Source organism: Paenibacillus motobuensis, from assembly GCF_039521865.1.
GTDB lineage: Bacteria > Bacillota > Bacilli > Paenibacillales > Paenibacillaceae > Fontibacillus > Fontibacillus motobuensis.
In genome coordinates this window covers 126,514-145,479 of record NZ_BAAACX010000018.1, presented here as the reverse complement: position 1 = coordinate 145,479, position 18,966 = coordinate 126,514, and the positions used below count along the sequence as shown (strand labels likewise).

At 47.4% G+C, this 18,966-nt stretch carries 17 protein-coding genes and 1 riboswitch; of the genes, 4 read left to right on the top strand and 13 right to left on the bottom strand.

Features of this window, described 5'->3' with window-relative positions; genetic code table 11:
- Positions 1–8 precede the first annotated feature (8 nt).
- On the top strand, positions 9–869 hold the full coding sequence (locus ABD014_RS20100; RefSeq protein WP_343864177.1) for an MBL fold metallo-hydrolase: 861 nt from the start codon (positions 9–11) through the stop codon (positions 867–869).
- Between the two features lie 86 nt (positions 870–955).
- On the opposite strand, the gene ABD014_RS20095 is transcribed toward ABD014_RS20100, so the two are convergent.
- The 4 genes from ABD014_RS20095 to ABD014_RS20080 form a co-directional block, all read right to left on the bottom strand.
- Positions 956–1,540, bottom strand: a complete 585-nt coding sequence (locus tag ABD014_RS20095) for a DUF1349 domain-containing protein (protein WP_343864529.1) — start codon at positions 1,538–1,540, stop codon at positions 956–958.
- Between the two features lie 95 nt (positions 1,541–1,635).
- Positions 1,636–1,854 (bottom strand): hypothetical protein, encoded by a 219-nt coding sequence (locus ABD014_RS20090; RefSeq protein ID WP_343864175.1) that lies wholly within the window; start codon positions 1,852–1,854, stop codon positions 1,636–1,638.
- A gap of 195 nt (positions 1,855–2,049) precedes the next feature.
- The gene (locus ABD014_RS20085; RefSeq protein ID WP_343864174.1) at positions 2,050–2,565 is read right to left on the bottom strand and encodes a hypothetical protein; all 516 of its coding nucleotides are present in this window, start codon (positions 2,563–2,565) and stop codon (positions 2,050–2,052) included.
- A 220-nt stretch (positions 2,566–2,785) separates the two neighbouring features.
- The gene (locus ABD014_RS20080; RefSeq protein ID WP_343864172.1) at positions 2,786–4,177 is read right to left on the bottom strand and encodes an alanine/glycine:cation symporter family protein; all 1,392 of its coding nucleotides are present in this window, start codon (positions 4,175–4,177) and stop codon (positions 2,786–2,788) included.
- A gap of 176 nt (positions 4,178–4,353) precedes the next feature.
- A riboswitch (glycine riboswitch) is annotated at positions 4,354–4,473 on the bottom strand.
- 328 nt (positions 4,474–4,801) lie between these two features.
- Between ABD014_RS20080 and ABD014_RS20075 the strand changes: the two genes are divergently transcribed.
- Positions 4,802–5,929 (top strand): DUF4261 domain-containing protein, encoded by a 1,128-nt coding sequence (locus tag ABD014_RS20075; RefSeq protein ID WP_343864170.1) that lies wholly within the window; start codon positions 4,802–4,804, stop codon positions 5,927–5,929.
- A 283-nt stretch (positions 5,930–6,212) separates the two neighbouring features.
- Here the strand turns inward: ABD014_RS20075 and ABD014_RS20070 are convergent, their stop codons facing one another.
- Complete coding sequence (locus tag ABD014_RS20070) at positions 6,213–7,055, bottom strand: LysR family transcriptional regulator (RefSeq protein WP_343864168.1); 843 nt, start codon at positions 7,053–7,055, stop codon at positions 6,213–6,215.
- A 110-nt stretch (positions 7,056–7,165) separates the two neighbouring features.
- On the opposite strand from ABD014_RS20070, the gene ABD014_RS20065 reads away from it, so the two are divergent.
- Entirely contained in the window at positions 7,166–8,272 is a 1,107-nt protein-coding gene (locus tag ABD014_RS20065; RefSeq protein WP_343864166.1) for a Gfo/Idh/MocA family protein, read from the top strand.
- Between the two features lie 196 nt (positions 8,273–8,468).
- Here ABD014_RS20065 and ABD014_RS20060 read toward each other — a convergent pair whose 3' ends face one another.
- Together ABD014_RS20060 and ABD014_RS20055 are read right to left on the bottom strand one after the other, a co-directional pair.
- Entirely contained in the window at positions 8,469–8,618 is a 150-nt protein-coding gene (locus tag ABD014_RS20060; RefSeq protein WP_343864164.1) for a DUF3973 domain-containing protein, read from the bottom strand.
- A 44-nt stretch (positions 8,619–8,662) separates the two neighbouring features.
- A complete protein-coding gene (locus ABD014_RS20055; protein WP_343864162.1) occupies positions 8,663–10,006 on the bottom strand; it encodes an NRAMP family divalent metal transporter in 1,344 nt (447 codons plus the stop codon).
- Between the two features lie 580 nt (positions 10,007–10,586).
- Here ABD014_RS20055 and ABD014_RS20050 point away from each other — a divergent pair.
- Entirely contained in the window at positions 10,587–11,228 is a 642-nt protein-coding gene (locus tag ABD014_RS20050; protein ID WP_343864160.1) for a YfbR-like 5'-deoxynucleotidase, read from the top strand.
- A 29-nt stretch (positions 11,229–11,257) separates the two neighbouring features.
- Here the strand turns inward: ABD014_RS20050 and ABD014_RS20045 are convergent, their stop codons facing one another.
- The 6 genes from ABD014_RS20045 to ABD014_RS20020 all read right to left on the bottom strand — a co-directional run bounded on the left by ABD014_RS20045 (position 11,258) and on the right by ABD014_RS20020 (position 18,777).
- Positions 11,258–12,034 (bottom strand): ChbG/HpnK family deacetylase, encoded by a 777-nt coding sequence (locus tag ABD014_RS20045; RefSeq protein ID WP_343864158.1) that lies wholly within the window; start codon positions 12,032–12,034, stop codon positions 11,258–11,260.
- Positions 12,035–12,088: 54 nt separating this feature from the next.
- Positions 12,089–12,925, bottom strand: coding sequence for a carbohydrate ABC transporter permease (locus tag ABD014_RS20040; protein WP_126994944.1), 837 nt, complete (start codon positions 12,923–12,925; stop codon positions 12,089–12,091).
- Positions 12,925–13,797: a carbohydrate ABC transporter permease gene (locus tag ABD014_RS20035; protein WP_343864152.1), complete on the bottom strand. Its 873-nt coding sequence runs from the start codon at positions 13,795–13,797 to the stop codon at positions 12,925–12,927. Before ABD014_RS20035 ends, ABD014_RS20040 begins: the two co-directional genes overlap by 1 nt.
- Positions 13,798–13,935: 138 nt before the next feature.
- Positions 13,936–15,213, bottom strand: a complete 1,278-nt coding sequence (locus ABD014_RS20030; protein WP_343864150.1) for a sugar ABC transporter substrate-binding protein — start codon at positions 15,211–15,213, stop codon at positions 13,936–13,938.
- A 213-nt stretch (positions 15,214–15,426) separates the two neighbouring features.
- A complete protein-coding gene (locus ABD014_RS20025; protein ID WP_343864148.1) occupies positions 15,427–16,974 on the bottom strand; it encodes a response regulator in 1,548 nt (515 codons plus the stop codon).
- A gap of 63 nt (positions 16,975–17,037) precedes the next feature.
- Positions 17,038–18,777 (bottom strand): sensor histidine kinase, encoded by a 1,740-nt coding sequence (locus ABD014_RS20020; RefSeq protein WP_343864146.1) that lies wholly within the window; start codon positions 18,775–18,777, stop codon positions 17,038–17,040.
- Positions 18,778–18,966 lie beyond the last annotated feature (189 nt).

Sequence of the window (18,966 nt, the reverse complement as noted above, 5' to 3'; positions counted from 1 at the left end):
AAATCAGCATGAAATTTTACGGTACGAGCGCGGCCGAAGGGATTCCGAATCCGTTCTGCTCCTGTCCGGTATGCGACAATGCCCGGCGAACAGGCGGTTCAGAGATCCGGCGCCGCTCGATGATCCGGCTCAATGAGCAGGTATGCATCGATCTGAGCGCGGATTCCTTTCAGCAAGCGATCGAATATGGGGACTTCACCAAGCTTAAGCAGGTGCTTGTAACACACACCCATGAAGACCATTTGAATTATATGATGATGAATGTACGCAATATGGTCATCGAACACCAAGATGAACCATTGCACTACTACTTCACCGATAAAGCCTATGAGATCGTTGATTTCTACCGGCAGAGCCGTCCAATCATCAAGGGGATGACAGCGGATTTGGAGAACCGCGGCATTATTGCCTTCCATAAGCTCGAATTCAATAAGCCGGTAGAGATAGCGGGCATGACGGTAACGCCACACCGCGGCAACCATATCGGCAATATGGGCGAGAACTGCGCCAACTACTTGCTGCAAATGGCCGACGGGAAAAAATACTATTATGGCGTCGATACGGGGTGGTATTTACCGGATACGTTCAAGGCGTTGGAAGGCGTGGCGCTTGATGTGCTGATAAGTGAGTGCACCTTCGGCCTGACTGAGGGGCGCGGGCTCCATCCGGATGGGCATCTAGACGCATTCAGCTGTATGGAGCTATTCCGCAAATTACTGGAGCAAGGAACGATTCATGCCGGCTCCCGCATCTACCTAACCCATATTAACCACTACACTTCAACGCATGCCGAGCTGACAGAGTGGTTCGCCAAGCAGGATTTCCCGTGTGAAATAACCGTGGCTTGGGACGGGATGGAGATCAGATAGTAGAAGTGTCTCTCAAAATACACAGGGTGCCCCAGTCCTTCCAGACTTCAGGGCACCCTATTTATTTTCCTATGGGTTCAATCTTTCTATTTCCCCGCTCTGATGTTCTCCATCGTCACCTGCTCGAGCTGAACATCCGAGAAATCACTAATCAGGCCCTCGCCAGTTGGCGATTGGGAGACCAGTCCAACTTTGAGGGTATTCGAGGCTTTCAAGTTGAACACTCTGACCATGTGATAATGAGAACCGTCCGTAGAGTAATGCATGGAGAAGGCATCGCCCTTCCGGCCGATTTGCAGCCATACGCTCTTATCTGTCAGGTTCTGGCCGTTGGCATCGTCAGATACTCCATTGGTAACGACACTAACTACTGCATATGTATTTAGATCCGTATATTCGTAACAGAGTTTAGCCCAGCGATCCTCACGCTCGCTATCCATAATAAATAGAGCGGCTCCATCAAAGGTAGATATGAATTCATGTCTTACTTTGGCGCGAAGCACGAAATCACCTTGCACATTAGCATATAAGAAAGGCGCATTATTCTTAACATCGCCGCTCTCTGGATTGATGAAGTAATCCGTCTTTCCGGGTGCAGAGATTTGCAGCAAATTGTCCTTCATTTCGAGCTGAGACTCATTCAACCAAAGATTAAATAAATGCAAGACCATCTCTCCTAACATAAAGTTTGCCCCCATTATAGCTTATATCTGAATATACTAACAGATACTTCCATGGAAATGATAGAGAGTGGTCCAATTAATAATCAGTCGTCCAGAGGAAGGCTCTCAACCGCTGTAAAGAACACATCTAACATATCCATATCGAAGTTGACTTTGACATACTCGGAGACCTTATCCAACTCTTCCAAACTGCTATATTCCAGGCATGGGCGACCCTCGCTCCATAACACTCTGCATTGAAATAACTGGGCCACCTGCTCAAGAATATAGTCTTGATCCGCTGCTCCACGATTAAGTACCAATGATCTGACGCTCCCTTCCTATGTGACTTTTCTCATTAGAACTATCTCCTCTTATTATTCAAAATTTAAGTTAATTGTTCCGATGACATTTATCACATCTCAAGGCTAATCCTCTATTTGATATCGATGCTCCCCGAACGACTTCTGACGGTTAATGAGTTCTCCCCAGCGCCTATGATCCCGCTGATTTCCTTGTCAGTATTCGTCGTTCGTGAGAGATTTTCTAAGTGAACCGCAGTATCTCCAAATGATTTTACCGTATTCTCGTATGAGCTGTTTGCCTAACTGCGGGACAAAGCGACGTACCTGCCGAAGCAGGAGTTCATTGAGAATGGGCGGCGCCATCGCCGTAAAAAGATACGGAAGGTACTCAATATTGGCTGATGACTGCCGGAAAATCAATTGAACGAGCCAAGTGATCGGAATCGCGGCTAAATAGCCCAGAAACGAATTCATGATTAAGGCATATGCTCCATAAAAAATGCCTAAAGCGGAAAATTGCTTATGATTCTTAAAGTAGGAAATACCAATGAAGCAAGCAAATAACGAAACTGCCCCCCAGACCCCAACGAAATACGTGGAGACCCAGCCAATCAGTAAAAAGACAGATAACCAAACGATCATTTCTCTAATCGTAAATGAGTAGCGCGAAACGGATTTGAAAATAAAAAAGAAGCTCAATATTTGAATTGCCATAATCAGATTAAACATTCAAGCACCACCAGCCCTACATAACGGCTCCAAAATTAAGCAGCAATCTTCCTAAGTCGCCACTTTCTTGCATTACTTCTCATTCTAAGACGAAAGTGCGAAAATGTCTCTCTCGAACGAAAACAAAAAGCACCCCTATATCGGGTATAGGTGAGACAAAGTCCCACGTTCCCGAAATAGAGGTGCCTTAAATTTACTCAGACACAATATTCCGCTGCCGTTATTCATCCTCCGCCAGGACAGGCTGAATTGCAACTTTTGAGGCGGTACGCTCTGAATGCTTCTCTTCTTTCAGGTGCTGCATATACCGCCTGGTCTCTACCACCACAACTCCTGATAAGCCTAATAAAGCGATTAAGTTAGGCAATGCCATTAGTCCGTTCACTATATCTGCCAGCAACCAGATAGCCTCCAACTTAATAAATGCGCCGAAGGCGATCAAGAGGATAAACACAATGCGGTAAGGCAAGATCGACTTCACACCGAACAAGTAAGTGATACAGCGCTCACCGTAATAGTTCCAGCCCAGAATCGTCGTGAATGCAAACAGCATCAGACATAGCGTGAGAATGATCGAGCCATATGGGATTGCAGCATCAAAAGCAGCTTGGGTCATCATCGCTCCACGCTCAGCGCCTTGCCATACCCCTGTTACGATCAAGGTTAATCCCGTTAGGGTACAAATAATAATCGTATCAAAAAAGGTACCCGTCATCGACACAAGTCCCTGCTCCGCCGGCCACTTGGTCTTTGCAGCCGCTGCTGCGATCGGCGCGCTCCCCAGGCCCGATTCGTTGGAGAATACCCCGCGCGCGACACCGTTACGGATCGCCATCATCACCGTGGCCCCGAGGAAGCCTCCGCCCGCCGCTGCTGGCTGGAATGCACTTTCGAAGACCAGCGCCACCGCATGCGGGATTTGATCAGCAAAGGTGAACAACACGACTAGTGCAGCAACAATATAAAGAATAGCCATCAAGGGTACAACCTTCGTTGAGACCTTGGATATGCTCTTAATCCCGCCAAGGGTAACCAAAGCGGTTAACACCGTCATAATCCCCGCCGTCACGATAGCTGGTACGCCCCAGCTCGACTGCGTTGACGATACGATCGCATTCACCTGCGGGAACGTCCCAATGCCGAAGAGTGCAACTAGAACCCCACTTATAGCAAAAAATACAGCAAGCGGCTTGAACTTCCTCCCCAGCCCCCGCTCAATATAATACATCGGTCCGCCAGAGACCTGCCCTTTGTCATCCATCGTCCGGTACTTCACGGCTAATAAGCCTTCGGCATACTTTGTCGCCATCCCAAAGAATGCGGCCATCCACATCCAGAACAACGCTCCGGGGCCACCAACTTGGATTGCAGTGGCAACCCCAACGATATTCCCTGTGCCGACTGTTGCAGCCAGCGCCGTCGCCAGAGCGCCGAAGCTCGACACGTCTCCTTCACCCTCGTTCTTGGCCTTGAATACCAGTCTTAAGGCGAGCGGCAGCCGAATGACCTGCAGCAGCCCGAGCCGGCAAGTCAGCCATATTCCTGTTCCCACTAATAAGATGAGCAAAGGCGCTCCCCACACCCATTGGTTAATCTGCTCTAATACTTGCATTTGCTTCTCCCCCTCATGATGTTGCATTTTCCTAGAGTAGACATGAAAAAGAGTCAAATCCTTCGGATTTGACTCTGGGGACATTTTGCAGATTGTCGGCACGTCAATCTTTATATATGTGAAACTAAGCACATATCGATTGAAGTTATATACCACATATAAATTCCGATACCGATCCCGCAATCCCTGTCCTTTTACCTGAGAGTTTTAACGCGGTGCTCATTGGCTGTTACCCTGCCTGCGCGCGTATTGCCCCTTCGGTGCTCCATTAACGGAGTCTCTCCAGAGTCCTGTCCATTTACGGTCCTGCCTAAGGTCGGGTGTTCCCAACCCTATAGCGCCTGAGAGTTTAATGCCCCTTCGGCCAAGCCTGACGCTTATCTCCCGTAAACTTCATCCAGTGTATATGCAATTAGACGCTAATCATTATAGATTCTCTTGATTGATTTGACAAGGAAGTTTGTGTTATTGGAGTTAATTCCCTTTAATTTTTTTGAGTTTGTAACTAAATTCCTAAACATTTCATTCTATTAGCCATCCAGTACCATTGCCTATCATTCTTATACTTGGTAACATACTATTATTTAGGAATATATTAGGAGTATAGATAAAGGAGAGAAATTAATGACGATTCAGCAGCAAGCAGCCATGCAATCGATGATCGAATGGCTGGAGCATGAAAATGAGCTTGGGCGAAAGCCTAGCAAAATTGAGATTGTGGGGGAATTTGAGCTACACGAAATGCACTACTATATTTTCAAGTACAAAAAATCGATGTTAGGAAAATGGCTGCTCGGAGTCTGCGGCGGATATGAGAATCCATCTGATACAGAGCACTGTGGTCATATCTTCAGTGAGATGCAGCCGTATGATCCGGCCACTGCTGAGCAGGAAGCCATCAAGATGGTCGAGATGATCCGCGAATACTGGATGAAGCAAGCGGCAGCCATAGAGGCTGAACAATCGGAAAGTGATGATATAGAAGAGCAGGAAGGTGCATCCGGCATATTCAACGGATTCGTTCTGCTGAATACCCATGAATGCGATCTTGAGCAGATCAAGGCAAATTTACTGGAAGACTGGGGCATCGTCTGCCCACCGGCTGATGAGGAAGATGCAAGCTCTGCAGAGAAAGAAGGAACTGTAGTCTTCGAAGCAGATGGATTCACTCTGGCACTTAGCTTCGTAGATGCGCCCGTACCGGATGGGGAGGCCGAGCATAACGCAAAAACGAACTATCTCTGGAAAGAAGCTGCCGAGGTAACCCGTACACATGTCGCGCAGATTATTCTGGCTGTCTTTACGCGTTCTGGCTCCTCTCTTGATAGCGGCAAGCTATTTACGAAGCTAGCGGCAAGCTGTTTGAAGCTGCCCAATGCGATAGGAATTTATACCGCAGGAACCGTATTCCAGCCAGAACCGTATATTGAGATGGCCGAGATCATGAAGCAGGATGACATATTGCCACTGCTGAACCTGGTCTACTTCGGTCTGGTTGGAACAGAAGCCGGTATGGGGGCATATACCTACGGGTTACGAGCATTCGGCAAAGATGAGATTGAGATCATCGACAGCCAGGCCACCCCTAGCGACCTACGCGACTTCCTGATCAATATTACCGATTATGTGCTCGAATATAACGTTACTTTACGGGACGGGGAGACGATTGGCTTCTCCGAAGAGCAGAAGCTGCCGATTACCCGTTCCGAAGGTAAGTTCGTGGATGGGGTTAGTCTGAAGATTAAATTCTGATGCTCCCTTTGGGAAAGATCTTAACGGCAGAGTTAGTAGGGCCCTTTCCTGCCTGCAATGGCAACGGGGATTGAACAACTACAGATCTGCATTTCTTAACATATGAAATCGCTTGTTTTTAGAAAAAGCCTGCAAATCTGCAGGCTTCTTCGCTATTCTCTTCGAAATCCAGTAAAATGGAGAAAAACCTGCAGATTTGCAGGAATTACTCCCTTTTACCGGCTGTGTCGTTAATCTATAGTATGGCTTGAGCAAAATTAGACCTCTCCCCCACTGCCCGCTGCTAATCAGCAGTTGCAAGCATATTCATAAGCTGCTGCTCAATCCCGGTAATCTTATGATTCTCCCTGTAGCAGATATATTTCTCTAGTTCACAAGCAGGATGGTCGATCACTCGGTAATCCCTGATTCCTAGCCCGGCTGTATCCGATTCTGGAATCAGACTTATTCCCATGCCGAGCTGACACATGCTGATCAAGGATTCAAATGCGGCAATCTCTACGAAATCTGTGCAGACCACGTGATGATCTTCAAGCAATTGCTCGAACACTTTCTTGTAATAGCAATTACTGGAGGAGATAATCAGGTTCTCATCCTTCAAGAGCGTATTCAGCGGCTTATCAATATTTCTGCCAATCAATACTAATCTCTCGGTTCCGTACTTCTTGTAATGAAGTGGGCTCACATCCGTTCTCCCAACCAAGAAGCCGATGTCAATCAATCCGTCAGCGATTTCATTCTCGATCTTCTGCGTACTCCCGGTTCTAATCGTCACCGTTAGGTTCTTATACTTCTCATATAACATCCCCATCGCTTGATTGAAATTTGGCGGATGCTTGCTCACCATAAGGCCGATTCTCAACACTGGATTCTCCTGATTCATCATGCTCCGGGTCTCTTCCCATAACAATACGATCTTCTTAAATTGGGCATAGAGCTTCTTCCCCTCTTCATTCAACTTCATCCCTCTTGGTCTTCTATAGAACAGTTCTGTATCAAATTCGCTCTCGATCTTCTTGATCTTGGCCGTCATATTGGATTGCAGTTGATGCAACTCCTGCGCAGCAGACGAGATGCTTCCGTTCTCTGCGACCGCGATGAATGCTCTCATATTCTCAATATCCAACGGACTTCACCTCTTACGTATCACTTATTTTGATATATAGATTAAATATATACATTTTTTTTAATATGACAGTAATATTATACTACTGCTAAAGACAGGGAGGTTACAGGATGAAGAAAATAAAAACAGGCATCATCGGGGGTTCAATTCGAAACCGCTGGGCCAGTTCGACACATATTCCGGCTCTGCTCCACAGCGAGCTTCATAAAATTACGGCAATAGCGACTACAAATATGGCTTCAGCCCGAGAAGCGGCGGACCAGATTGGAAATGTCAGCGCATATGACGATTACAACAAAATGCTCGAATCTAGCGATGTCGACATGGTTATTGTCAGCGTGAAGGCCCCCTATCACCACGAAATCGTGCTAAATGCAATCCGGGCCAATAAGCATATTTACTGTGAATGGCCTCTGGCCATCACTGCGAATGAAGTCGACGAGATCATAACGCAGATCAATGGCTCTCAGGTCCGACATGCCATAGGTTTACAGTCGCGCCAGTCCGACGAGGTACACAGAGTCAAGGAGATGATCGATCGGCAAGAGATCGGCAGAATTCTGTCTGTTAATATGAAGTCCTCAACACAGGCCAAGGGCAATTGGGTGGACTCCGGCAGCAGTTATATTCTGGAACGCAGCAATGGAGCGACACTACTGACAATTAACGGCGGTCACGCTTTGGATATCGTGAGCTATCTATTTGGACATTTTACCGAAGTTCAGGCCAGCCACCATACACACTATTCCGAAGCCCACATTACGGATCAGAGCCGTACGACCCACAAAAATATAGAAGATCAGTATCTTATCCAAGGCAAATTCAACCGGGAGATCCCTATATCTATCCATCTACAGGGCGGAGCCTACCCTCAATTCTTGCTTGAAATTCAGGGGGAACAAGGGATCATCCGACTCTATCAGAACCGTTCCATCGGGCATCCACAATACGGCGGTCTAAGCATATCCATGGTGAAATACGCTTCGAGTCAAGCGATTACTTCTAGTCAGCAGGGTGACTTCACGGTGGTGATGGAGGATATGAAGGAGTTCCCGCTCACCAATGTAGCCCGTGCCCACCAGTCCTTCGCCGAAGACATTCTGTCCAATTCAGACAACCCTAAGACACCAGACTTTCATTATGCTGCTTATTTGCATCAATTGATTAGTGCAACAGAGGAATCGGCAAGAACCGGCAGAAGAATATACCTCGATTGAAGGGTCGATCCGTGAGCCCGCTCAACTTAAATAAGGACACCTCCCAGGTGTCCTTATTACGTAAGATATAGCCTAATGACCCGTCCCTTAGAACAGTAATAACAAAGTTCCACCTACTACGAGCAGCAAACCGATGAAGGATCTGGCCGTCAACTTCTCTCTAAGTATTACAATGTTGGTTTGGCTCCCAGCCCCGTCATCGCGGCCAAGCGACCGGATCACACATACCTAGATGGAACTTGATTCCCGTACCTGTATCATCAATAAAATACCCCTTCTTAAATATTTTCCCCGCCGTATACCTCTCATCATGAAGCCCCTGACATACGATGCAATAATAATACATTACCCCTTCACCTCTTCTTATGAAATTGATGCCTTCCTTCATTTTTAAGACATGGTACCATTTAATGTTAAAATAATCGTTACCACCGATACCGCTGAATAAAGCGATATGATTCCCCATCCAAGCAGGCGTTTCCATCCCGAGTTGGCGTATTCCCCCATAACCTTTCGATTGTTAGTAAGCAGAACTAGGAAGATCAAATCTGGAACAAACAACATGGTTGCAAAAATCTGAGTAAAGACGGCCAGCATACTAAGCGGCAAGCCCGGAATTAATATTACGACAGCCCCTAATAACAGACAGCCAAAGTAGAGACCATAGAACTTCGGCGCTTCTGATATTTTGTTGTTCTGGCTCCTCTTCCAACCAAAGGCCCCAGCAACGGTATAGGCTGATGAGAAAGAGATCGTAATGGCAGCGAGCCAGCCAGCATTAAACAATCCCAAGGCGAACAAAATGCTGCCTATGCGGCCGGTAACCGGTACGAATGCGGTAATCAAATCCGCCGGATTGGAATCGTCGAGATTAGCCACATTGCCCATCAGTGCCGCACCGCAGATCATAACGGCCGCCGCGAAGATCGGCTGAAGCAAAGAGCCCAGAGCAATATCGATGCGTCCTAACCGTAAATCTTTGCGTGTTAACCCTTTGTCTAGCGTCGTGTTGTTGTTGTAATACAGCATAAATGGAGCGATGGCATTTCCGATGGTCGCTAGGATAAATACCAGCATTCCATCTGATTTTAAGTCCCAAGTTATACTCGGCCAGCTGGTAAATACTTTACCGATCTCAGCGGGATCGGGATGAGTCATAAAGGCGACGATGATGAATACAACATTGACTACCCCGACCAGTATTCCTAATCGCTCCTTAGACCAATACCCCATAAAGAACATTACAAAACTGACAAAGGCGAAACTGATGAGATCAGCTAGCCATAGCGGCAGCCCCATAAGGGTCAGTCCAGCCGTCATTCCTACAAACTCGGTTATAATGTACATCAAGTTGGCCAGCCCTAAGGCTGCTACACTGGCGTAATGCCAGAACTTCCCGAAATAACGAAGAAGCAGTTCCCTGTATTCGGTCTTGGTGACCGCCCCTAGACGCATCGACATCTCCTGCATGTTATAGTCAATCGGGGCGAGCAGGAACAATAATGGGAGGAAGAAGCTTATGCCAAATACGGCCCCAGTCATCGTATAACTGATCATGCCTCCGGCATCATTGTTTGACAGCGAAGAAATAATACCTGGTCCAAGAAGTGCCCAGAACAGCCATAGCTTTCTTCTAAATCCTACCTTGCCCTTTGTCGCCTTCTCTCTAAAGGAAACACTTGTGTCCAATTGACTTCCTTCAGAAGGAGCTACACCCGAATGTACTTCGCTCATTCTTTTCTCACTTCCCATATGTTGTATTCATTACATGGCTATTTTATTGTGGAGCGTTGAGACATGTGCATGGCCACCTCAACGTTGTTGAAAAAATCTCAACACTATCCACATAAAATGTATGTTCAAAAAGGTCGGTTTTCAACACCGAAGCTTATCCTTCCGATGTGCGTTTCTTCGAAACGCTTCAATTGGATGAAGCTAGGGGCTGAGGAGCGGAGCTACACGTTTTCGTAGAAAACGACCTCGGAAGCATTTACTTTTAGTTGGTACGTGAGCACCTGAGAAGTTTCCGTAGGAAACATGACTTCGTAAGCATCTGCTTAGACCCGGCTGAATACAAGATTCGATGCCGAGTTACTTCTTGATTCACTTCGTGATCAAAAGCGGGCTTTTTGAACTACCTCTATAAGAAACAAAAGAAGCAACACCGCGGGATTTAGCGGCCTGCTCCTTTACATTTAGAAAACATTATCTATAAACTTCTACTCCTAGTTAACGGTCCATTAACAAACCGGATGTATACTGTTCGTACAGCAGCACATAATACATGAATTCGAGGAAAGGGATGTTGCAATAGATGGGAATCCATACGTACTTTCAGTCGTTAACAGATCTAGAGCGGATTATCCGCTGTCCGGGCAGATTCAAATTCCAGGAGCATAGCGTATCCGAACATTCCTGGAAGGTCGTACAATACGCCAAGACGCTTGCAGACATTGAGGAGAGCCATGGAGTTGCAGTAGATTGGAAGAAGCTCTATGAAATTACGAGCAGCCATGATTACGGTGAGATCTTTATTGGAGATATCAAGACACCTGTGAAGCACTATTCCTTGGAACTGCGGGCGATGCTGCAGCAGGTTGAAGAGGGCATGGTCGCGCATTTCATTGATGAACATATACCTGAGGAATTTCAAGCTATCTTCCGCAGACAGCTGCGCGAAGGCAAGGATGATTCCGTGGAGGGGCAAATCCTTGAGGTTGCCGACAAGATGGATCAAATCTATGAAGCATTTGCTGAGTTGCAACGGGGGAACACTGAGAAAGAGTTCGTCACGATGTACCGTGTTGCTCTGATTAAGATCAAACAGATCAAGCTGCACTGTGTCGATTATTTCCTGCATCAAATTCTGCCTGACCTGGTTCGTGAAGGCTCACAATCTCCAGTCGACATTGAACAGATTACGAATGAAGCACTGGCCACGGTCTCCCACACTTAACCCCCGCTTCAGCCTCAAAAGACAAATTTTTAACTTAGATTCAGCTCAACTGCCTCATCATAACGGATCGGCCTGATCCCCCTATGTTTGTATTCAGAAGATAGTCGCGGATTTGACCAGAACAGGCTGTCATATTGCCGGGTTCTGGCAATTTGCTGTCCCGACTCATAGGCATTGCCTAATGTTCTCATCTCCTCCGAGTCCACAGCCGGATGGGTCACGAGTAAATATCGCTCTGATCCAAGGGTCTCGATCTGCCCAAGGTGCTCGATAACAGCATCATCATTCGCGCTTATGCTTATATTCTGAAATATATAGTCCCACCAATAGATCAACCCCCTTGCTGAACACCAGGCACGAAGCTCATCCTCAAGGCCAGGGATGGCTAATTCGGGCTCCATATGCGTATCGACATATGTGATATGGAAGCCCAATTCTGTAAGTTTGGCGAACTGAGCTTCGAGTTCAAGCATTACCTCCGCCATGACGGGCGGATGCTCCTCGAAGTAGTGAGGATACGGACTGAACCAACCGTCTGCCTCAATCAAGGAAGGAACCGATGCAGGGTCCGCCACCGGACCCCATTTGATAACGTTCCACTCGGCATTCAAGACGAAATGCAGTCCGAAGCAGACGTCGTCCCTCCCTGCGAACATCTCAGCCGCTTCGCGGACGGCAGGGCAGGTCGCCATAATGGAGACATTTCTCAATACTCCACCTTCCAGCGCCTGCTCGATACCCAGGTTCGCGGAATGATTGCTTCCGCAATCGTCAGCTCTCGTGATGATACAGATCTCTCTAGCCATATGACACCTCCTGCATTATTACGGAACAAACCCATTTTGCTACTCCAGCCTCTATTACTTTACAGCCCCTTCGGCAATACCCTTGATAATGTATTTCTGGGCGATGGCATAGAAGATGACGACAGGAATAATGGTCAAGGTCAAACCAGCCATAGCCTGATTCCAGACGATCGTGAACTCGCCGAAGAAGTAGAACGTCGACAGTTGGATCGTCCTCAGCCCCTTATCAGACAGCGTCAAGGAGGGCAGCAGATAGTCATTCCACGTACTGATGACATCCAGTATTGCAACAGTAATCGTTATCGTCTTCAGCATGGGGAACACGATTCTCCAGAACACGCCGAACTTGCTGCAGCCATCTAACGTCGCCGCCTCTTCCAACGCAATCGGAATCGACTTAATGAATCCATGGTACAGAAATACGGCGATACTGGCGTGGAAGCCGATATTCATGAAGATCAGTCCACCATGTGTGTTCAGCATCGGAATATGAAGGTAGGTGCGAATCCAGTCCATCACTTGCATCAACGGCATCATCAGCGTCTGGAATGGAATCAGCATCGTCGAGATAAACGCCATGAACATCAGCTTGCTTAGTTTATTATCGGTTCTGACCAGCATCCATGCGGTCATGGAGGCAAGAACAACCACGAAGATCACAGTCATCACGGTGACGAAGGTCGAGTTGCCCAGAACCGTTAGGAAATTCATCTTCTTCATCGCTGCTTCAAAATATTGAAGGCTGAAGGATTCCGGCAATGCCAGCGCATTATTATACAATTCTGCCCGCGTCTTGAAGGAGTTCACGAGCATAATGTAAATCGGCGACAGGAACAGGAGTGCAAGAAGGGCCAACAGAATGGAGCTGATTGCTCTGCTAGTTCGTCTCATTACATCTGCACCTCTTTCTTCTTCGTGATGATTACCTGCGTCAATGTCACCAGGGCCACGATCAAGAAGAACAGGATCGCCTTCGCCTGACCGACTCCATAGCGGCCATAGCCGAAGATCTCATTGAAGATGTTCATCGCGAACATTTCCGTCGAATGAACCGGTCCGCCGTTCGTTAAGCTCAAGTTCACGTCATAAATCTTGAACGCACCAGATAGCGTCATGAAGAAGCAGATCGTGAAGGATGGCATAAGCAGCGGGAAGGTGATCTTCGTCAGCCTGTGCCAGATATTCGCGCCATCCACCTTAGCTGCCTCCAGCAGTTCGTCAGGAATTCCTTGAATCCCGGCGATGTAGATGATCATCGTATATCCGGCCATCTGCCAGGTAAATACGATGACTAGAGCATATAAAGCGAAGTTAGGGTTGATCAGCCAGTTGAAGAATATCCCTTCAAGCCCGGTCTTGCCACCGAGGAACTTGAACGCATCCGTGAAGATGAACTTCCAGATGTAACCGAGGATCAATCCGCCGATCAGATTCGGCATAAAGAAGAAGGTACGCGCCAGCTTGCTAGTGCGCAGCCCGTTTGTAACCAACAATGAGAAGGTTAAGCCCAGCAGATTCACACTAACGAGTGCTAACAGTGTGAACTTAAGGGTATGCCCTGCGGAAGAGAAGAACCGCTCATCCTGGAATATCGTTGCGTAGTTATCCAGACCGACAAATACTTTCGGGTTAGCCGAGATTCCATCCCAGCTAATGAATGAATAGGCAATCCCGATAATAAACGGAATAATGACGACGATCGTAAAGATGGTGAACAAGGGCATCGTAAATAACCCGAACCAAAGTTTGTCTTTTCTTTTCATTACCACACGCCCTCTCCAGTTCAGTCTAATTTGAAACGGGGATGATGAAACACAAAAGCCTAACACTAGGGGATAGGCTAGGCTTTTTAGAGGTAGTTCAACATACTTTTAGTGTCTCATCCACGCTGTTCAAATCGATTACTTAGCGGCTTTTGCCCATGCATCATCCAGATTCTTCAAATACTGCTCACCGGTCATACCATTGTCCAGGAAGAATTCAGAGGTTACTGGTGTCAGATCATTCACGATAATGCCTTGCGGGAAGTAGTTCATCGCCCACGGAATGGTATTTCCACTCTTCGTTGCCTCGAATACAGCTTGAGACAATGGGTCCAGTCCGTCTGCTTCGATATTGGTCATTGCCGGAATAAACTTGAATTTATTCACGATCGTATCCTTACCGGTCTCACTGTTATAGACCCAATCCAGGAACGCGTTAGCCGCCTTGATCTCCTCCGGCTTCGCCCCATTGTTGATAACCCAACCGCCTGGAATATCGACAGACAGCTTGTTATTGCCAGCGATCGGCAACGCTGTCATACCGATGTCGAGATCACCATAATCCGCCAGCATACCATAGCTCCAGTTGCCTTGGTGTACCATTGCCGTCTTGCCCGTCGCAAAGTCACCCATCTGTGTATCATAAGTAACTTCCATCGGATTCACAGAATTCTGTCTAATCACTTCCATAAACTTGGCGAATTCCTGGAATTCCTTCGTGTCGGCCATCTTGACTTCGCCATTGTTCAGCTTATTGATAAAATCAATCGGATCTGCCTGAAGGGCAAATGGTGTATTCAGAATATGTCCGATCAGGAAGTAAGCTTCTTGGGACAGGCTCAGCCCGTTAATTCCCTCTGCCTTCAAGCTCTCCATCTTGCTCGTAAAGGAAGCGAGATCGGTTACGTCCTTCGGATCAACCAGACTCTTGTTGTACACCAGACCGAAGCCTTCAACCCCTATCGGAACGCCGACAACCTTGTTATCTACTTCCAGCGCCATATTAGGCGCAATATTTTTAACATAGCTCTCATTGCTCATGTCGTAATAGTAGGATTTAAATTTCTCCGCCTCCGCCCCGGACGCTATACTGAAGATCGTAGGTCCTTCCTTAGCGGCTAGTTTCGCTTGTAGTTGAGTGATGTAAGCATCACCAGCCGAACCCCAAACCTCAACCTCGTTCCCAGTCTCTTCTTTGTATTTGTTGGCCAGCTCCTCCAACGCTTCAGCAATCTCAACCTTGCTCTGGAAGAGAGAGATCTTCGCTTGCTTCTCCGTACCTCCGGATGTATTCGAAGAGTTCGTGTCTGTGCCTGAATTTGCGGAATTGCTATTTGTCTTGCCGCCACAAGCGACGAGAGATGCGATCAATACCATCATCGCCAGGAAACCAAATGCTTTTTTTGTCTTCTTCATGCTTTCGCCCCCGTTAGATATTTTTGACCAGATCGTTTCATTGTGAGCAGATTCCTTTAGAGACAATAGTTGGAACGTTTGCCCTATTGCTTTGACAACGTTTTCAAGCTATCGTTCCCTTGCTGCTGCTAAGTCAATTATATTTCGACAAGATCGGTCTCCAATAGGTAAACTCTTCGCCAGTATAGGTAAAATCTGAATCATTCCGGGCGATTAACGTTCCTGCTGCTTCTTGCGATATTGAGAGGGAGACTCCCCGACATGCTTCCTGAACACTTTGCCGAAGTAATTATCATCCTCATAGCCTACAAGCTGAGATATCTCGATAATGCTAATCTCCGAATGACTAAGCAGAGACTTGGCCTTGTCCATCCGCAGCTGCGTCAGATAGTTCATGATCGTCATATCATAGTTCTCCTTGAACTTCTTGGAGATATATTGCGGACTGAAATAGAACCTGTCAGCTAGCAGAGTCAGACTAATGTCCTCGCCAAGATGGGATTCAATATAATGCCGGATCGCATGAATGCTGCGCAACGAGGCTAGATTCTCCCCCTCCGATTCAATCATCATCCAGAAGGTATGTGTCAAGGCCTTCTCCCATTCTTCCAGATCGCTAATCCACAGCGATAAAGGCTCGATATGCTGCTCCAGCTCAAGCTGCCGGGAAATACGCATAATGAGCAAATTAGCCTCGATGGTATAATGCTGCAGTTCTTTTAACGATAAATAGCCCCTAGCCCGCAGTTCCAGTACAAAGGAGCGGATCAATTCTCCCAAATACTCTTTGTCCTGCTTCTTCAACGCCTCCAGCACCAGTAATTCGTTATCCATGAGGCTAGGCGTTCGCCGCTGATCATCCTCTATCCGCTGCCCGTCAAGCACATTAGACTTCAGAATTTCCGTCTTCGCCTCCTTCAATCCGGTCAGAATATCTCTATAGCCGAACTTCTGCCGGGAGAACCCTGAGAAGGTCTCCATTCGGATGGTGGACATCCAGGACTCCTCCAGCTTCCGACGATAATAGTCCATCTCGGCAGCTGAAATATTCCCTACTGTAAGTACGCAGAGGAAGGATTCCATCCGGAAGAAATAGGAATGGGTCAGCGGATTCAGTACATCGCGCAAAATGTTCCTGACTGAGAACAATAGTAACGACTCGTCCCCCATGAATTGCCGATCGACGACCTCGCCAGCATTCCTGGGCAAGAACAGCAGGATATAGAAGTCTTCCAGCGGGAAGCCCTCCTCTGTGAGCAATTGACGGACTCCTTCGTGATTCACCGTCTCGCTCTGCAGATAAGTCACCATCTTCTGTTCATTGAGCAGCACCTGCGCCTCATTTACCTGATGGCTCCTTTTCCACTCCTCGCTCTTATTCTGCTTGCTCTCCAGAATAGACAGGACGGCCCGGGCAATGGCCTTATCCAAATCGTCGATCTTGAAGGGCTTCAGTAAATAATCCACACCATCTGCCAGTAGAGTAGCCCGGGCATAACGGAATTCCTGGTAGCCGCTCAATACGATGACTTTAGAATCCCAGCCCTCCTCACGCAGGGCTTCAAGAAAGCCAATCCCATCCATACGTGGCATACTCATATCGCATATAATCAATTCCGGAGCCTCCCGACGGACGATGTCCAGGGCCTCTATTCCGTCTCCAGCCATATATATCTCAGAAATGTCGTGCTTGGCCCATTTGATGGACAGCTCTACACTCTCCCGAACAGGCTGTTCATCATCCACGATCAACACTTTCATCTTCTTCACACTCCTTCTTCTGTATAAGTTGAACTAAAGATTGTACTGATGTTCTTCCTTAGTTCAACTCCCATGCTGATAAGGGATTTCCAAGGTTACCGTCGTGCGGATGTAAGGCTCGCTCTCGATACTCCAGACGAAGCCCTCCCCACAATATAATTGCAGGCGCTTGAATACATTGATCAGACCAATTCTTGAACGGGATTCTTGCTGGATCAACTGTTCCGAATATTGATCGCGAATCTCCCGGATCGTCTCTTCACTGAAGCCGCGCCCGTTATCAATAACACGTATGATTAGCTTCTCAGCCGCCTCAATCTCTACATGTATCTCGCCGATACCTTCGCCCCTCTCAATGCCATGAACAATGCTGTTCTCAACGAGCGGCTGCAGCACCATCTTGGGAACAGGGATGCCTAGCGCTTCCTCCTGACAACTCTGCTTGAACTGTATCCTATCTTGATATCTACCAATCTGCAACGAAATATAGTAATTCAAGTGCTCCAGTTCGTCCTGAAGACGAACCTCCTCCGTATCGATATCCATACTATAGCGGAACATCGCCCCTAGCTCTGCTAGCTTATCGCTGACCTCCGGCGCATTCTTCTTAATAGCGAGCGAGCCGATTGATTGCAGCGTATTGAACAGAAAATGAGGATTAATCTGGGCCTGCAGCATTTTCAGACGGGCCGTCGAGACCTCTAGCTGGTAGCGATACTGCTGATTCCAGAGGATATCAAGCTGCTTAATCATTTCCTGGAACCGGTCCTCCAGAACGCCCAGCTCGTCCGATCTTGTCGAATTCGCCTGGATATCGAAATTACCCATCTGGATATGCTTAATATGCCTGAGAATCCGCTTAATCCGGAACAGCATGAAGTACGAGATCAGACCCGCCATCACCGTGATGAACACGGTTACAATCAACTGAATGGTGAAGGATTCGTTCAGCGCCTTCTTCCCCGCCTGGTCAATAACCGCTTGAGGGATGAACCGGACCAGGGTAATCGGAAGATTATAAGCATCATCCTTATAGTAGATGTATATTCCCTTCGGATCATTGATCAGTCCCTTGACCGCTCTGGGTTCTTCGCGCAGCCGCTCTATCCAATCCTGATCTTCATCTGGACCCGGTGTCGCATACAATAGCTGCAGATCATCCTGAAGGAAAATATAAGTCCTGCTATCTTCATCAGTTCCTAGAGGATTGGCCAGCTGCTTCAATTCCGCATCCCGTACAATCATCGTCGTCATCCCGAGCAGTTCCCGGTTCGACGTGTCGATGAAGGTCTTGTTAATCCGCAGTCTTCTCTCTCCGCCCCACTCCACAACCGAATATTCCTGACTGAATTCACCGCCTTCCTCTACAGCCTGAGGCTGTTCGGAAAAGTCTGGCATTGGGATACGCTCATTGAGATCGGATTTAACGATGAAAGGCTTGTTCGTCAATGCACTCTTGTAGACGATCGACCTGATCTCCGGAAAGGCCGCGTAGTTCCGCCCTATTCTCTGCTTGATATATACGGATTCCGCCGGGGTCTGCGTCTCCCTCTTGGTCAGGAGCCGCATTAACTCAGGGTCTCCATAATACGTATAGGAGAGCAGTGATACGTCATGAATATACTTCGTGATGCCCGACATCTTGATTGCCATAGAGCTCTGATTCAATTCGACCAACTGCTCTTGGACCGCACGCCCGATCGTATGATAGGACATATAATTGGTGATTAACAAGGGAACTGTCGTCGTAATCAGCATACTTAGCAGGATCTTGGCGAACAGACTCCGCTTCATCAGGAACATCCTAATCCTCTCCTATAACCGTAAAAGTTATCTCTATTTTAAAACAAAAAAGATTCTCCTGTAACAGAAGAATCTTCTATATCTATCAAACAATTACTTATTCTGTGGCGTATCTGTATCCGCACTGTAATTAAAAAACACATCGCGCCTGTTCCACTCTACGTAGAAGCTGAGGCTCTTCCCTTTCCT

Excerpts from the sequence above, each read along its gene's own strand:
- ABD014_RS20085 (WP_343864174.1), bottom strand. The coding sequence starts at position 2,565 with ATGTTTAATCTGATTATGGCAATTCAAATATTGAGCTTCTTTTTTATT.
- ABD014_RS20065 (WP_343864166.1), top strand. The coding sequence starts at position 7,166 with ATGAAGAAAATAAAAACAGGCATCATCGGGGGTTCAATTCGAAACCGC.
- ABD014_RS20080 (WP_343864172.1), bottom strand. The coding sequence starts at position 4,177 with ATGCAAGTATTAGAGCAGATTAACCAATGGGTGTGGGGAGCGCCTTTG.
- ABD014_RS20020 (WP_343864146.1), bottom strand. The coding sequence starts at position 18,777 with ATGTTCCTGATGAAGCGGAGTCTGTTCGCCAAGATCCTGCTAAGTATG.
- ABD014_RS20030 (WP_343864150.1), bottom strand. The coding sequence starts at position 15,213 with ATGAAGAAGACAAAAAAAGCATTTGGTTTCCTGGCGATGATGGTATTG.
- ABD014_RS20025 (WP_343864148.1), bottom strand. The coding sequence starts at position 16,974 with ATGAAAGTGTTGATCGTGGATGATGAACAGCCTGTTCGGGAGAGTGTA.
- ABD014_RS20045 (WP_343864158.1), bottom strand. The coding sequence starts at position 12,034 with ATGGCTAGAGAGATCTGTATCATCACGAGAGCTGACGATTGCGGAAGC.
- ABD014_RS20100 (WP_343864177.1), top strand. The coding sequence starts at position 9 with ATGAAATTTTACGGTACGAGCGCGGCCGAAGGGATTCCGAATCCGTTC.
- ABD014_RS20040 (WP_126994944.1), bottom strand. The coding sequence starts at position 12,925 with ATGAGACGAACTAGCAGAGCAATCAGCTCCATTCTGTTGGCCCTTCTT.
- ABD014_RS20035 (WP_343864152.1), bottom strand. The coding sequence starts at position 13,797 with ATGAAAAGAAAAGACAAACTTTGGTTCGGGTTATTTACGATGCCCTTG.
- ABD014_RS20075 (WP_343864170.1), top strand. The coding sequence starts at position 4,802 with ATGACGATTCAGCAGCAAGCAGCCATGCAATCGATGATCGAATGGCTG.
- ABD014_RS20060 (WP_343864164.1), bottom strand. The coding sequence starts at position 8,618 with ATGTATTATTATTGCATCGTATGTCAGGGGCTTCATGATGAGAGGTAT.
- ABD014_RS20055 (WP_343864162.1), bottom strand. The coding sequence starts at position 10,006 with ATGAGCGAAGTACATTCGGGTGTAGCTCCTTCTGAAGGAAGTCAATTG.
- ABD014_RS20095 (WP_343864529.1), bottom strand. The coding sequence starts at position 1,540 with ATGGTCTTGCATTTATTTAATCTTTGGTTGAATGAGTCTCAGCTCGAA.
- ABD014_RS20050 (WP_343864160.1), top strand. The coding sequence starts at position 10,587 with ATGGGAATCCATACGTACTTTCAGTCGTTAACAGATCTAGAGCGGATT.